Below are 13,310 nucleotides of genomic sequence, written 5' to 3'. Positions count from 1 at the left end.
TAACGGTTTGTGACGCCCTGCAACATTGCCAAAACCCATCGGCGGAAAATTGCCGCTCTGCGGCGTAACCATATTTAAGTCGCTGATATGAAACGAAAGAAGCGGCTGTTATCCACAGCCGCTTCTTCAGAAGTCGTGACGGGTTAACCCGGCGTTAATTCGCCTGACGGCGGAGGAATGCGGGGATTTCGATCCGGTCATCCTCGGCATTATCGGTGGATGTTTCACCACGATGAGCCGTTCCGCCGGCCTGTTGGCTGGGGCGATGCGCGGTCATGGGGGGCTCTTCGGTGTGACCTGTCATGCGACCGATCAGACCACCAATCCCACCAAAGCGTGCCTTTTCAGGCTCGGATGTAGGTGCAGGTGCGCCTCGGCGCTCACCGCGGACGACCGCTGCGCGCAGCTGTGCCATTTGCTCGGGCGATGGGCCAGGTGCTGCGGCACGAGGCTCTGCCACATAGGCTTCGGGCTCGGGCTCTGCGAATGCGGCCGAACGGGCCGGTTCTGGCGCGGGCTGGTAGGCCGGGGGCGGCAGGTCGTCCGAGCTGAGAATGTTTTCAGGGTTGTCCTGATGATCATTCATTTCCATCGAGTCGAAAAAGCTTGGCTCTTGTGGAGCGGCTTGCGGTGCGGGCGCTGCCTCAACCGGTGCGGTTTGTGCGGCCACAGGCTCGGTCACAGCTTCGACTGCGGCCTCAGCGCTCGCGGCTGAGATTGGCTCAGCCATGCGGCGACGGGGCAGGGGCATTTCCGAGCGGTTTTCAAGCGCATCAATGCCAGTAGCCACAACGCTTACGCGCATCACGTTTTCCATCGACGGGTCCATTGTGGAACCCACGATGATGTTCGCGTCTGGATCGACCTCTTCGCGGATGCGGTTTGCAGCTTCGTCCAGTTCGAACAGGGTCAGGTCATAGCCGCCTGTGATGTTGATCAGGACGCCCTTGGCGCCACGCAGCGAAATTTCATCCAGCAGTGGGTTGGCGATGGCCTTCTCAGCTGCCTGCACGGCGCGATCTTCGCCCGTGGCTTCGCCGGTGCCCATCATTGCTTTGCCCATTTCATCCATGACAGCGCGCACATCGGCGAAGTCGAGGTTTATTAGGCCTGGGCGTACCATTAGGTCAGTCACGCCTTTGACGCCTTGGTAAAGCACGTCATCTGCAAGGCTAAAGGCCTCGGTGAAGGTGGTTTTTTCGTTGGCCAGACGGAACAGGTTCTGGTTGGGAATGATGATCAGCGTATCAACGACCTTTTGCAGGGCTTCGACACCCTCTTCGGCCTGACGCATCCGCTTGCCGCCCTCAAACTGGAACGGTTTGGTTACAACGCCAACAGTCAGCACGCCCAATTCGCGGGCCGCCTGAGCGATGATCGGGGCCGCACCCGTGCCGGTGCCGCCACCCATACCAGCGGTGATAAAGCACATGTGCGCGCCTGCCAGCTGGTCAACGATTTCTTCGATCGTTTCTTCAGCGGCGGATGCACCCACGGCGGGGCGTGCGCCAGCACCCAAACCTTCGGTCACTTTCACACCCATCTGGATGCGTGCTGAGGACTTGGAGTTTTGCAGAGCTTGCGCGTCCGTGTTCGCCACGACGAATTCAACGCCCTCCAGCTCCTTTTCGATCATGTTGTTGACCGCGTTGCCACCGGCTCCGCCAACACCAAAAACGGTGATGCGGGGTTTCAGCTCGGCCTCAGCGCCGGGCATGGAGAGGTTTAATGTCATTTGCTCTGTCCACCTGTTAATGCGATCGCCCTCGCTGCCTCGTCGGCGATCAACCTGTATTGCTGGCCTCAAAACTACCGAAACACACCGCCATAGTCACCCAAAAAGTGCAAAATTGCCACAAAATGTAGGTAATTTTGCGGGGGCGTCGGCGGAGTCTTGCGGATCGGTCTATATCTGGGGGCTACCAGTTTTCCTTGAACCACCGCAGAGCCACCCTCAGGGATCGGGTGTGGGCGCGCTCGGCGATCACGTCAAAATCCCACCATTCATCTTGGGGGTGCGCGGCTGTTACGCTTAGGCCCACGCAGGCCGAAAAAGCGGGTCCTGTGGCGGCCTGTGGGAGGCCCTGAATACGTAAAGGACGCCCCAGACGGATTTGATTGCCAAGGTATTTTGCTGCCAGCCCATCCAGCCCGGGGATCTGGCTGCCGCCGCCCGTCAAGACAATGCGCTGACCGGGCAAATGGCGGAACCCTGCGTCGTCCAAGACGGCGCGGACTTCTTCCAAGATCTCTTCTACGCGGGGGCGCATCACGCCAATCAACTCGGCGCGGGTGATTGTGCGGCGGTCGTGTTCCCAATCGCCAGTGTTGCCCTCAAGCTCGATGATGTCGCGGTCATCCATTCCCGTGGCGACCAACCCGCCAAAGCGGGTTTTGATTCGCTCCGCCGTTTGGCAGGGGATTTGCAGCCCGCGTGAGATGTCGGATGAGATATGCTCACCGCCCATGCGCACGGTGTCACTATATATCATGTGCTTGCGCATGAAGATTGAGACAGAGGTTGAACCCGCGCCCATGTCGATACAGGCCGCACCCAGTTCTTGTTCGTCTTCGACCAACGAAGACGTGCCCGCCATATAGGAGGCCGATGCAAGGCCCGCGACCTCTAGGTCGCAGCGGTGGATGCAATGGATCAGGTTGTTCACGGTATGGGCGTCAACGGTCAGCATGTGCATATCGACGTGCAGAGTGTTGCCAATTTGACCGCGGGGGTCCGATAGGCCAGAGCGATGATCGAGCGCAAAGTTCACGGGCTGCGCATGCAGCACCATCCGGTCGTCGCCGATAGGGGGTGTTTCGCAGGCCGACAAAACGCGGCTGACATCCCGGTCCTCTACGGCGCCGCCTTCAACCGATACTTTGCCAGCCAGCCCATAGCTGCGCGGACGGCCACCAGCAAAACAGGCAATCACGTGATCAACGCGTACATTGGCCATTTTCTGGGCGGCCTGGACGGCGGTCCGAATGGCGCGCTCGGTCTCTGGCAGGGTGTCGACCTCACCAAAGCGCACGCCGCGCGATTGCGTCGTGGCCGCACCGATTACGCGGAACCGGGCTTGGCCTGCCAGCGCGTTCGAGGTTTCGTCCGTTGAGGAAAGTGCCTCATCAAAGCGCAGCACAAGGCAGGCGGTCTTGAACGTTCCGACATCCAGAATTGCGATGACACCCCGTTGCATCGCGGCTTGGCGCCCTTTGCGCATGGCCCGCTGTGCTTGGTAGAAATCGTTCATCTGTTGCCCCCTTCATTTGCCATTAGTTCAATATCTTTAATGCGACGCCATTCGGTCCGGGCTGCGGGACGCATCCGCAGGGTGGGCCGTTCAGCGTTGCGGTAATCAATTGCGACGATGTCGCGGTTAAAGACGTCCTGCGACGCATGCAGCGCCATCGCGCGGTCAAGCGCGCGTTTTGGCTGTTCTGTCGGCAGCATGATGCGGATGTCGTCCTCTAGAACCACGTCCCACCGTCGCGCGCCGATCCGTTGCAGCCCTACAAGTCGATCCGCCAGGGGGCTTGCTGCGCGCAACAGGCGTAGCGCCTCGGGGATGTGATCCTCTGCTCCAAGTCCCGCGACTTGCGGCAGGTCTGGACGGGCAGATGCGCTTGCCACGGCTTTGACCCGGTGCCCGTCATTGGCCAACAATTCAACCGCCTCGCGGGAGCGCCAAACAACCGCTGGGCTGCGCTCAATCACGTCGATTGTAAGAAGGCCACCGGGCTTGATCCGAACATCTGCGGATTGGATTGGGCCCAATTCCTCAAGCAATTGTTTAAGTTCATTGAGGTCGAGCGCGAATTGACTGACCGGTAGATCAATCGGCAGGACCTCTTGGATGTCGAGACTTAGCTCATCAGAGGCACCGTCAATCGACACGAGCGTGATCATGAACTCGGGGCGTTCCTCAACCGCGCGGCGGACCTCGGTCGCCTTATCAATCAGGCCCTCAAGGCGTGCGGTGTCGGCGACGTACCAAAGCACGCTGCCCCCCAAAAGGCAGATAGGAAGTCCGGTGCGCACCATCGCGCGAAACAGTGGGGTGAGCCAAAGACGTTGCACGCGGTAACGCCAGCGCGACGGCGCGGGATCCGGCATTGCAGCCATTGCCGTGCGGCGAAGGAACTTCAGCGCGCGCATGAGGCATCCTCCACGATCCAGCGGCACAGCTCTCCAAACGAGATGCCTGCGGTTTGAGCCTGCTCCGGCGTCAGCGAAGTGGGGGTCATGCCGGGCTGTGTGTTGGTTTCCAGCAGGATCAAACCGTCTAGGCCCTTGGTGTCGTCCCAGCGGAAATCGGTCCGTGTCACGCCACGACACCCCAAAGCGGCGTGGGCGCGTAGGGCATAGGCTTCGCAGGCGGCGGCGATTTCGGGGGGGATGTTGGCGGGCACCACGTGCGACGACCCACCGGCCTCGTATTTCGCGGCGTAGTCGTACCAACCGTTGGTCACAATCTCGGTCACGCCAAGCGCGCGGTCCCCCATGACGGATGTCGTCAATTCGCGGCCGGGCACATAGGCCTCAACCATGACGAACTCCGGCATGTCGGCATCCCACTCAGGGGCGGGGCCGTTTGCGTCCATCACGAGGTAAATGCCAACGCTTGACCCGTCACGGTTGGGTTTGACCACATAGGGCACGTCCATGACGTGGCCGGCGCGCAGCGAGTCAGACCGGGCAATCATGCTGCGCACAACCGGAAGGCCCGCAGCGCGGTAGACATCTTTGGTGCGGGTTTTGTCCATCGCCAGCGCCGAGGCCAAAACCCCAGAATGGGTATAGGGCAGGCGGAGCCATTCCAGCACACCCTGCACACAGCCGTCCTCGCCCCACTGACCATGCAGCGCGTTAAACACCACGTCAGGGGCGGCGGCTTTAAGGTCGTCCACAAGGGTCGGGCCCGCATCAATCGGGTGAACAGTGAACCCTTCCGCGCGCAAAGCTTCTGCGCACCCTTGACCTGAGGACAAAGACACCTCCCGTTCGGAGGACAGGCCCCCCTGTAGGAGAGCGATCACTTGGGGTGCCCTGCTCGACATACCCAATCCTGTATAAGGTGGCTCGACTGTTTTCAGACTGAGCCAATTTACTGCCATTTGGTCCGCTTATTCGAACCTTAGTCTTGTTTTATCTCCGGGGCGGGTGTGCCGATCCGGATCACTTCCCAGTGTAGCTGAATTCCGCTGTTTTCGTAAACAGTTTTCCGGACCAATTCGCCAAGATTTTCAAGTTCAGCGGCGGTTGCGGTGCCTGTGTTGATCAAAAAGTTCGGATGTTTTTCCGACATTTGCGCCCCGCCGAGGCGTGCGCCTCGCAGGCCAGCGTCTTCGATGACCTTCCAGGCCTTTTTCTCATGGGTGTCATCGGCCTGACCGGTTGAGCTATAGCCCGCCGGATTTCGAAATGTGCTGCCTGCGCTTCGGTCCTTGGTGGGTTGGGTCGCGTCGCGCTTGGCGAGTTGGTCGGCCATGCGAGCCTCTAGGGCTTCGGGGTCGCCTTCTGCGGCACGCAACCGGGCAGAAATGATCACGCAATCGGCGGGCAGGTCGCTGGTGCGGTATCCAAGGCCAAGCGCATTTGCGGGAATGACCCGCAAGGCGCCGGTGCGATCCACCACTGTGATGTCGATCAAGTGGTCGGCCATGTAGCTGCCATAACACCCTGCATTCATACGTACGGCGCCGCCGATGGCCCCCGGGATCGTCCGCAAAAATGTGAGGTCCCGACCTGCGACAGCGGCCTTGCGGGCGACATGAGCGTCTAAGGCTGCGGCACCCGCCGTGACGATATCGCCTTCAATCTCGATGCTGTTAAAGCCGCGCCCCAGTCGGATCACGACGGCATCCAATCCACCATCGCGGACGATCAGGTTTGACCCGACCCCCATGGGAAAGATCGGAACCCCGGGGGGGAGAGCATCCAGAACAGCCTGCAAATCCGCAACGTCCGCAGGCTGGAACACAACGCGGGCCGGTCCCCCGACGCGCAGCCATGTCAGGTCCGCTAGGGGCTTTTGCGGTGTCACCTGTCCGCGTGTGGGGGGGAAATCAATCACGCCGTAGCCTCCGTCTGATCCAGCGGCCTGCGTAGATCACAGGCCAGCGTAGGACAAGGCATCCAACGATGAAACCCACCGCAGCCGCGCCCCAGCCCGCACTCAGCCCCAACCAGATTAGGATGGGGACACCAGCGGCGATTAAGGCGTAGGCAGCAGGCCAGCTTTGCTTGGCGCCTAGGACTATGCTCAAGAGCCACGCTGCAATGACCCAGAGACATGCTGCGATAAAGGCCGCCACGCGCGCGGCCTCAGTTCTGGCGCACAAGCTTGCCGGGGTTCATCAACCCGTCAGGGTCCAGCCCGCGTTTGAGGGTGCTCATGACATCCCACGCGGCCCCGTGTTCGCGGGCCATGTAATCCAACTTGCCCATACCGACGCCATGCTCACCTGTCGCGGTGCCGCCCATGTTGAGCGCGCGCTCAACCATTCGGCCCGATAGCGCCTTGGCGGCTTGCAGTTCGCCCGCGTTATCCGGCTCGACCAACAGGATCGCATGGAAATTCCCGTCGCCCGCGTGCCCGAGGATCGGACCGGGGATGGAGCTATCGGCGATGTCGGCCACGGTTTCCTCAACCGCCTGCGCAAGCCGAGAGATCGGGACGCACACATCCGTCACCAGCGCCGTCGCACCGGGGCGTGATGCGAGGATGGCGTAATAGGCGTTATGGCGCATATCCCAAAGGCGGCGGCGTTCCTCTGGTTGTGTGGACCATGCATAGCCTTGCGCCCCGAATTCCTCGGCGATCTCACCAAAGCGGGCGGCATCCTCGGCCACGGCACGCTCCGAGCCATGAAATTCGATCATTAGGTGCGGCATCACCGGCATCTCGGCCCCATCGCGGGCGTTGCACGCGGCGACCGAGGCTGCGTCCAGAAATTCAATCCGGGCCATCGGGATGCCCATCTGGATCGTGGCAATCACGGCATCCACGGCGCCGGAAATCGTGTCAAAGGCGCATACGGCGGCTGAGGTCGCCTCGGGTATGCCGTGCACGCGCAAGGTCAATTCAGTGATGAGGCCGAGGGTCCCCTCGGACCCAACAAAAAGCGAAGTCAGATCGTAGCCTGCGGATGATTTGCGCGCGCGCGTGCCGGTCCGAATAATGCGCCCATCGGCAAGGACGACTTCGAGCCCGCGCACGTTGTCACGCATAGTGCCATAGCGCACGGCGGTGGTGCCCGATGCGCGCGTGCTGGCCATACCGCCAAGCGAGGCATTCGCGCCGGGATCAACGGGAAAGAACAACCCTGTTGCACGCAACTCTTCATTTAACTGTTCGCGCGTCACGCCGGGCTGGATGACAACATCCATATCCTCGGAGTGGATATCGAGCACTTTGTTCATGCGGCTGAAATCGACACTGACGCCACCGCGTACTGCACTTGTGTGCCCCTCAAGCCCGGTGCCCGTGCCCCAGCCGATGACAGGCACGCCGTGCGCCGAACAGGTGCGCATGATGGCCGAAACCTCCTCTGCTGTTTCGGGGTATGCGACGGCATCGGGGGGTAAAGTGGGGAAATGTGTCTCAGAGCGGCCATGAAGGGCCAGATCGGACTTGGACAGGCTTAAACGATCGCCTAGGGTTTGGGAAAGTTGCGTGCGGGCCGCTTCTGATAACATCTTCGCCTCCTCGGTTTGGCGGACTATAGGCCAGCCGCTGCAAGGACAAAAGAGTGGGACTGCCGGTTTGGCGAACCCTGAAAACACCCCGAAACGGCCTTTGTGGAAGGCGCAGCTAACGCAGGTTGGTACGTCATGCGCGCGCGCTTGGGGGGTTGTGCGGACACGTGGCCCAAGCCAAGTGCAGTTTTGGTTCATCGCGCTGATCGTGGGGGTCGCGGCGGGCTACGCGGCCGTGGGCTTCATGCTCGGGATCGAGCGTTTGCAAGCCGCCCTTTACGGCACCGAGGACGTACGCCACCTTCATTCCTTTGCCGAAACGCTTCCTTGGTTCTGGATCTTGCTGCTGCCAACGGCAGGTGGTTTGATCGTTGGGCTGATCTTGCACTTTTTCACCCCCGATGGCCGGGTCCGGTCGGTTGCGGATGTGATCGAAGGGGCCGCGATGAATGATGGCCGCGTCGAAAAGCGCGCGGGTCTTGCGTCAGCGGTGGCCTCCATGATCACGCTGTCGTCGGGTGGATCCTCTGGCCGAGAGGGGCCTGTGGTCCACCTTGCGTCTGTGATTTCAAGCTGGGTATCGAACCGCATTTTGGCCGATGGGATCACGGCACGCGACCTGTTGGGATGTGCCGTTGCGGCAGCCGTTTCGGCCAGTTTCAACGCGCCAATCGCGGGCGCGCTCTTTGCGCTTGAGGTCGTGTTGCGCCACTTTGCAGTGCATGCCTTTGCGCCGATTGTGATCGCATCGGTTGCGGGCACAGTCATCAGTCGGACCCATTTCGGCGACGTGACCGAATTCACACTGCCCGGAGACGTGAATGCGCTGGGCTTTTATGTGGAATTGCCCGCCTTTATGATCCTTGGCCTGTTGGCGGGGCTGGTGGCGGTTGTCCTGATGCGCGCGATCTTCTGGTGCGAAGATCTAGGCACATCGATCCAAACCAGCCTGAGAATGCCGCGCTACCTGCGGCCAGCGGTGGCGGGGTTGATGCTGGGGGCCATCGCGATCTTTTATCCCCATATTATTGGTGTCGGGTATGAAACCACGTCAGAGGCACTGACCGGCTCGCTTTTGCTGCATGAGGCGATTGTGTTTTGCATGATCAAGGTCGCGGCCGTCGCCATCACGATTGCTGGGCGCATGGGAGGCGGCGTATTCTCCCCGTCGCTGATGGTTGGGGCGCTGCTTGGGTTGGCGTTCGGCTATATCGCCACGCCGATCTTCCCCGAGGTGTCTGGATCCGAAACACTATATGCCTTGGCGGGGATGGGGGCCGTTGCGGCGGCGGTTTTGGGCGCGCCGATCTCAACTACATTGATTGTGTTTGAACTAACGGGTGACTGGCAGACCGGCTTGGCCGTGATGGTCGCGGTGTCACTTTCCACGGCGCTGGCGTCTCGCTTGGTCGATCGCAGCTTTTTCCTGTCACAGCTAGAACGGCGCAACATCCACCTCGCTGCGGGGCCACAGGCCTATCTTCTGGCGTTGTTCCGGGTGTCATCCGTGATGCGCTATCCCAATCATCCCCGCGCCGCAGACCCCGTTCGTGCGCGCGAAGTGCTGAACGAAGGCTTTTTCGTCACGCCAGAGGCGACGTTAGAGGCTGCGATGCCGATGTTCGAACGCGCGCCCGTTGATTATATTCCCGTCGCGCGCTTTGGGGCCGATGATGCCGCCCCTGAAATCATCGGGGCTTTGTTCCATGTGGATGCGCTCAAAGCCTATAACCGCGCGCTTGCGGCAACGGCAGCAGAGGAGCATTCGTGAGAAACGTGCCCGGGATTTTCTGTAGAAAATATTAAATTTGCAGCATGACAGAAATGTTGCTCAACCGAACATCGCAGCCTGCCGCCCATTTGCTGATTGTCTTGGGAGATGCACAGGTTCCGCTCGCGCGTCTGACCGAAATCTGCGGCCCGGCGCGCCCGCAAGGCGCCGCCCGCTGCGTGGTCTGTGCGGGCGCAGGTTGAGGCCGCACGTATCAGTCCATTAATCGCGCGCCCGGCCTCAATATCGGGGGTTACCTGATTTTCAGGTGCCGCGCGGTATTGGCTATATCGGCTTGTAACTTGGAGGGGCTTTCGGAATGGTGGCCAAAAAGGATATCCGGATGCGCAAAATTCCTCTGGGGCAAAGCGATACGCTGCTGCCTGAAATCACACTTGGCTCAATGACTTGGGGCTCCCAGACCTCTGAGGCGGACGCCTATCGCCAGCTCGATTATGCCACTGATCGTGGCATTGACTGGGTAGATGCCGCTGAAATGTATCCGGTGAACCCGATACTTGCCGAAACTGTGGGTGACACAGAGGCGATCATTGGTCGGTGGCGGGCCAAAACTGGTGGCCGTGACATGAAGATTGCAACCAAAGTATCTGGTGCGGGCATGAAGGCGGTGCGGGACGGCGCACCGATCTCTGCGGCGACGATTGAGGCGGCGGTGGATGCGTCTTTGCGGCGACTTCAGGTTGAATGCATCGACCTTTATCAGTTTCATTGGCCCAACCGTGGCAGCTATCATTTCCGTCAAAATTGGACCTATGCGCCGCCTGTCAACAAAACTGAGATTTTGCGCGATATGGAGGCCTGTTTGCAGGCCGTGGATCGGTTGGTTGCGGCGGGCAAGATTGCGCACTTTGGTCTGTCAAATGAGACGGCTTGGGGGCTTTCGCAATGGCTCCGGCTTGCGGATGCGGGGGCGGGTCCACGTGTGGCCGCGATCCAGAACGAATACTCTCTCATGGCGCGTTTGTTCGACACCGACCTAGCGGAAGCTTGCGCTCTGGAACAGGTCACGTTGCTGGCGTTTTCACCGCTGGCCACTGGGTTGTTAACCGGCAAGTATCAGGGGGATGCAATCCCCGCAGCATCACGCAAGACGTTGAACCCAACCTTGGGCGGCCGCCATCAGCCGCGCGCCTACGAAGCGGTGGACGCCTATCTGGCGGTGGCCGCAAAGCATGGGCTTGATCCCGTGCACATGACGGTCGCATGGCTGCAAACGCGGCCCTTTCCGGTCACGGCCCTTTTGGGGGCCACGACCCAAGATCAGCTAGAGCATGGCTTGGACGCGATCGGCCTAGAGCTGACCGCGGATGTGGTCGCTGATTTGGACGCAGCTCACCGCGCCCATCCCATGCCATTCTGAGGGGCTATAGGTCCAAATCGACCCAAACAGGCACGTGGTCCGAGGGTTTCTCGCGGCCACGGACCTCAGCCTCAATCCAGCAGTCCCGGAGTAGGTCGGTACAGTCGGGGCTCAGCAGGAAGTGGTCGATGCGGATCCCGTCGTTACGGTTCCAAGCGCCGGCTTGATAGTCCCAGAATGAATAATGTCCGGGCCCGTTTTTGCGGGTGCGGAAGGCCTCCGTTAAGCCAAGGTTTAATAGACGGCGGAACGCGGCGCGGCTTTCGGGGCGGGCCAGCGCGTCCTCGCGCCACGCGTCCGGGCGCGCGGCGTCCTCATCTTGGGGGATGATGTTGTAGTCACCGGCCATCAGGAATGGTGTTTCTTCTGCCAAAAGGGCCGCTGCACGCGCCTCTAACCGCTTCATCCACGCCAACTTGTAGTCGTATTTGGGGCCGGGGCAGGGGTTCCCGTTGGGCAGGTACAGCCCGCACAAACGCACCGCTTGTTTGCCCACAACGGTGGCCTCAATCCAACGGGCTTGTTCATCCTCGGCGTCGCCGGGCAGACCCATGGTGATGTCTTCTAGGGGCAGTTTTGACATGATCGCCACGCCGTTGAAGCCCTTTTGCCCGTGGGTGTGAACTGCATAACCCAAGTCTTCGAAGTGGGCGCGGGGAAAAGCCTCATCCACCGACTTGATCTCTTGCAACAGGGCTATGTCGGGCGCGCTTTGCGTCAGCCAGTCCGTCAGCGCGCCCATGCGCGCCTTGATGCCGTTGATGTTGAACGTCGCGATTTTCATGGTCACCCTTCCGCTGTTGCCCCGTGTCTTAAGCAGGGCAAACTGGAATGTCACGGGGCAAGCGGCCCCGGCGGGGCGCTACATCGAAAAGCTGACGCCGCAACCGCAGCTGGAGGACGCGTTCGGATTGTCGATCACAAAGCGCGCGCCGATCAATTCTTCGCTAAAGTCGATGGTGGCCGCGGCCAGAAACGGCAGGGAGACCTCATCAAAGACAACGCGCTCGCCCTCACTCTCTAGGATGAGATCATCGTCTTTGGGCGCGTCGAGCGTGATTTCATACTGAAATCCCGAACAGCCGCCGCCATCCACGGCGATCCGTAGGGCTTTTCCCTCTTTTGCGGCACCAATCTCAGCAAGGCGTGCAAAGGCGCGGGGCGTAACTTTGGGAGGAATTTGCAGGTCCATCGGGAGCCTCTTTTTACTTGCGGTGGTCAACGACCGTTGCACCCAATATAGAAGCCTGACGTTAGCGCCACAAGAGAGGGCCCATGCCCGTATCCTTTGCCTGCGACCCCGCCCAAAGCCGGGGCCGGCTTTTCCCTGAACGGGAAAGCACCTTTCGGTCCTGTTTTCAGCGGGATCGTGACAGAATTATCCATGCGTCGGCCTTTCGGCGGCTCAAACATAAAACCCAAGTTTTTATTGAGCATGAGGGTGATTATTTTCGCACGCGCCTGACCCATTCAATTGAGGTTGCGCAAGTCGCGCGAACGATTTCGGGCGTGCTGGGACTGAACGCAGAGCTTACCGAGGCTGTTGCACTGGCCCATGACCTTGGCCACACGCCCTTTGGTCACACAGGTGAGGACGCGTTGGATGCGCTGATGAAACCCTACGGCGGGTTCGATCACAACGCACAGGCCATTCGGATCGTCACCAGCCTCGAGCGGCACTATGCACTGTGGGATGGCTTGAACCTCACGTGGGAAACCCTTGAAGGCATTGCAAAACACAATGGTCCGGTCGTGGATGATATCCCTTATGCGCTGGCCGACTATAACGCTCAGCACGATCTAGAGTTGCACACTCACGCCAGCGCCGAGGCGCAGGTGGCGGCCCTTGCTGATGATATCGCCTACAACAATCATGACCTGATGGATGGGCTGCGCGCGGGGTTGTTCACGGTTGAAGATATCTTGCACCTGCCGCTGGTGGGGGCATGCTTTGCCGAAGTGGACAAATTGCACCCCGGCATCGACGACCGCCGCCGCCAACACGAAGCGCTGCGGCGGTTTTTTGGTCTGTTGGTTGAGGACGTGATCGCCGTATCGCGCACTAACCTTGAGGCCATCGCCCCCCAAACCGCCAGCGATATCCGTCATGCGGGCCGCATGGTGGTGCAGTTTTCGCCCGCGATGTGGCGCGATCTGCGCGAGGTGCGCAGTTTTCTCTTTGCACATATGTACCGGGCACCCAATGTGGTGGCCAAGCGGGCCGAGGTCACTGAGGTCGTCACGGACCTATTCCCCGTTTTCATGAATGACCCCAGTCTTTTGCCCACCGAGTGGGAGGCTGAGGTTGCCCAAGCAGATGAGCTGGCGTTGGCCCGTTTGGTGGCTGATTACATCGCTGGCATGACCGATCGCTTCGCTTTGCAGGCCCATGCGCGCCTTGTGGGTGCTTGAACTCCGCCGCTGCGCTGCTAAACGATGCGACAAACCTGAAGGACGCC

Annotated in this window: 12 protein-coding genes; 3 read left to right on the top strand and 9 right to left on the bottom strand. The window is 60.4% G+C overall.

Annotated elements, in window-relative coordinates:
• Positions 1-154: 154 nt before the first annotated feature.
• The 7 genes from ftsZ to PM04_RS03355 all read right to left on the bottom strand — a co-directional run bounded on the left by ftsZ (position 155) and on the right by PM04_RS03355 (position 7,699).
• Positions 155-1,735 (bottom strand): cell division protein FtsZ, encoded by a 1,581-nt coding sequence (gene ftsZ, locus PM04_RS03385; protein WP_038003613.1) that lies wholly within the window; start codon positions 1,733-1,735, stop codon positions 155-157.
• Positions 1,736-1,919: 184 nt separating this feature from the next.
• The gene (gene ftsA / locus PM04_RS03380) at positions 1,920-3,251 is read right to left on the bottom strand and encodes a cell division protein FtsA (RefSeq protein WP_038003610.1); all 1,332 of its coding nucleotides are present in this window, start codon (positions 3,249-3,251) and stop codon (positions 1,920-1,922) included.
• A complete protein-coding gene (locus tag PM04_RS03375) occupies positions 3,248-4,156 on the bottom strand; it encodes a cell division protein FtsQ/DivIB (protein ID WP_038003608.1) in 909 nt (302 codons plus the stop codon). The genes ftsA and PM04_RS03375 overlap by 4 nt, the downstream gene beginning before the upstream one ends.
• Positions 4,144-5,058 carry a D-alanine--D-alanine ligase gene (locus PM04_RS03370; RefSeq protein ID WP_234702860.1) on the bottom strand — a complete coding sequence of 305 codons (915 nt, stop codon included), beginning with the start codon at positions 5,056-5,058 and terminating at the stop codon, positions 4,144-4,146. The genes PM04_RS03375 and PM04_RS03370 overlap by 13 nt, the downstream gene beginning before the upstream one ends.
• A 77-nt stretch (positions 5,059-5,135) precedes the next feature.
• The gene (gene murB / locus PM04_RS03365; protein WP_152594029.1) at positions 5,136-6,071 is read right to left on the bottom strand and encodes a UDP-N-acetylmuramate dehydrogenase; all 936 of its coding nucleotides are present in this window, start codon (positions 6,069-6,071) and stop codon (positions 5,136-5,138) included.
• Complete coding sequence (locus PM04_RS18395) at positions 6,067-6,315, bottom strand: DUF2484 family protein (RefSeq protein WP_038003604.1); 249 nt, start codon at positions 6,313-6,315, stop codon at positions 6,067-6,069. Before PM04_RS18395 ends, murB begins: the two co-directional genes overlap by 5 nt.
• A gap of 10 nt (positions 6,316-6,325) precedes the next feature.
• Positions 6,326-7,699: an FAD-binding oxidoreductase gene (locus tag PM04_RS03355; protein ID WP_038003602.1), complete on the bottom strand. Its 1,374-nt coding sequence runs from the start codon at positions 7,697-7,699 to the stop codon at positions 6,326-6,328.
• Positions 7,700-7,799: 100 nt separating this feature from the next.
• Here PM04_RS03355 and PM04_RS03350 point away from each other — a divergent pair, with 100 nt between their 5' ends.
• A complete protein-coding gene (locus PM04_RS03350; RefSeq protein WP_052068442.1) occupies positions 7,800-9,470 on the top strand; it encodes a chloride channel protein in 1,671 nt (556 codons plus the stop codon).
• Between the two features lie 343 nt (positions 9,471-9,813).
• Positions 9,814-10,851, top strand: coding sequence for an aldo/keto reductase (locus PM04_RS03345; RefSeq protein WP_038003903.1), 1,038 nt, complete (start codon positions 9,814-9,816; stop codon positions 10,849-10,851).
• Positions 10,852-10,855: 4 nt separating this feature from the next.
• On the opposite strand, the gene xth is transcribed toward PM04_RS03345, so the two are convergent.
• Together xth and PM04_RS03335 are read right to left on the bottom strand one after the other, a co-directional pair.
• Complete coding sequence (gene xth / locus PM04_RS03340) at positions 10,856-11,635, bottom strand: exodeoxyribonuclease III (protein WP_038003598.1); 780 nt, start codon at positions 11,633-11,635, stop codon at positions 10,856-10,858.
• A 78-nt stretch (positions 11,636-11,713) separates the two neighbouring features.
• Positions 11,714-12,037 carry an iron-sulfur cluster assembly accessory protein gene (locus PM04_RS03335; protein WP_038003902.1) on the bottom strand — a complete coding sequence of 108 codons (324 nt, stop codon included), beginning with the start codon at positions 12,035-12,037 and terminating at the stop codon, positions 11,714-11,716.
• 89 nt (positions 12,038-12,126) lie between these two features.
• Between PM04_RS03335 and PM04_RS03330 the strand changes: the two genes are divergently transcribed.
• A complete protein-coding gene (locus PM04_RS03330) occupies positions 12,127-13,263 on the top strand; it encodes a deoxyguanosinetriphosphate triphosphohydrolase (protein ID WP_038003596.1) in 1,137 nt (378 codons plus the stop codon).
• Positions 13,264-13,310: the final 47 nt, after the last annotated feature.

Origin of the sequence: Thalassobacter sp. 16PALIMAR09 (genome assembly GCF_000765485.1) — a bacterium.
Taxonomy (GTDB): Bacteria; Pseudomonadota; Alphaproteobacteria; order Rhodobacterales; family Rhodobacteraceae; genus Thalassobacter; species Thalassobacter stenotrophicus.
This window is presented reverse-complemented; position numbering and strand designations above follow the sequence as displayed.

Bases quoted from the DNA above. Each gene is read 5' to 3' on its own strand.
- ftsZ (WP_038003613.1), bottom strand. From the start codon at position 1,735: ATGACATTAAACCTCTCCATGCCCGGCGCTGAGGCCGAGCTGAAACCC.
- ftsA (WP_038003610.1), bottom strand. From the start codon at position 3,251: ATGAACGATTTCTACCAAGCACAGCGGGCCATGCGCAAAGGGCGCCAA.
- PM04_RS03375 (WP_038003608.1), bottom strand. From the start codon at position 4,156: ATGCGCGCGCTGAAGTTCCTTCGCCGCACGGCAATGGCTGCAATGCCG.
- PM04_RS03370 (WP_234702860.1), bottom strand. From the start codon at position 5,058: ATGTCGAGCAGGGCACCCCAAGTGATCGCTCTCCTACAGGGGGGCCTG.
- PM04_RS03355 (WP_038003602.1), bottom strand. From the start codon at position 7,699: ATGTTATCAGAAGCGGCCCGCACGCAACTTTCCCAAACCCTAGGCGAT.
- PM04_RS03345 (WP_038003903.1), top strand. From the start codon at position 9,814: ATGCGCAAAATTCCTCTGGGGCAAAGCGATACGCTGCTGCCTGAAATC.
- xth (WP_038003598.1), bottom strand. From the start codon at position 11,635: ATGAAAATCGCGACGTTCAACATCAACGGCATCAAGGCGCGCATGGGC.
- PM04_RS03330 (WP_038003596.1), top strand. From the start codon at position 12,127: ATGCCCGTATCCTTTGCCTGCGACCCCGCCCAAAGCCGGGGCCGGCTT.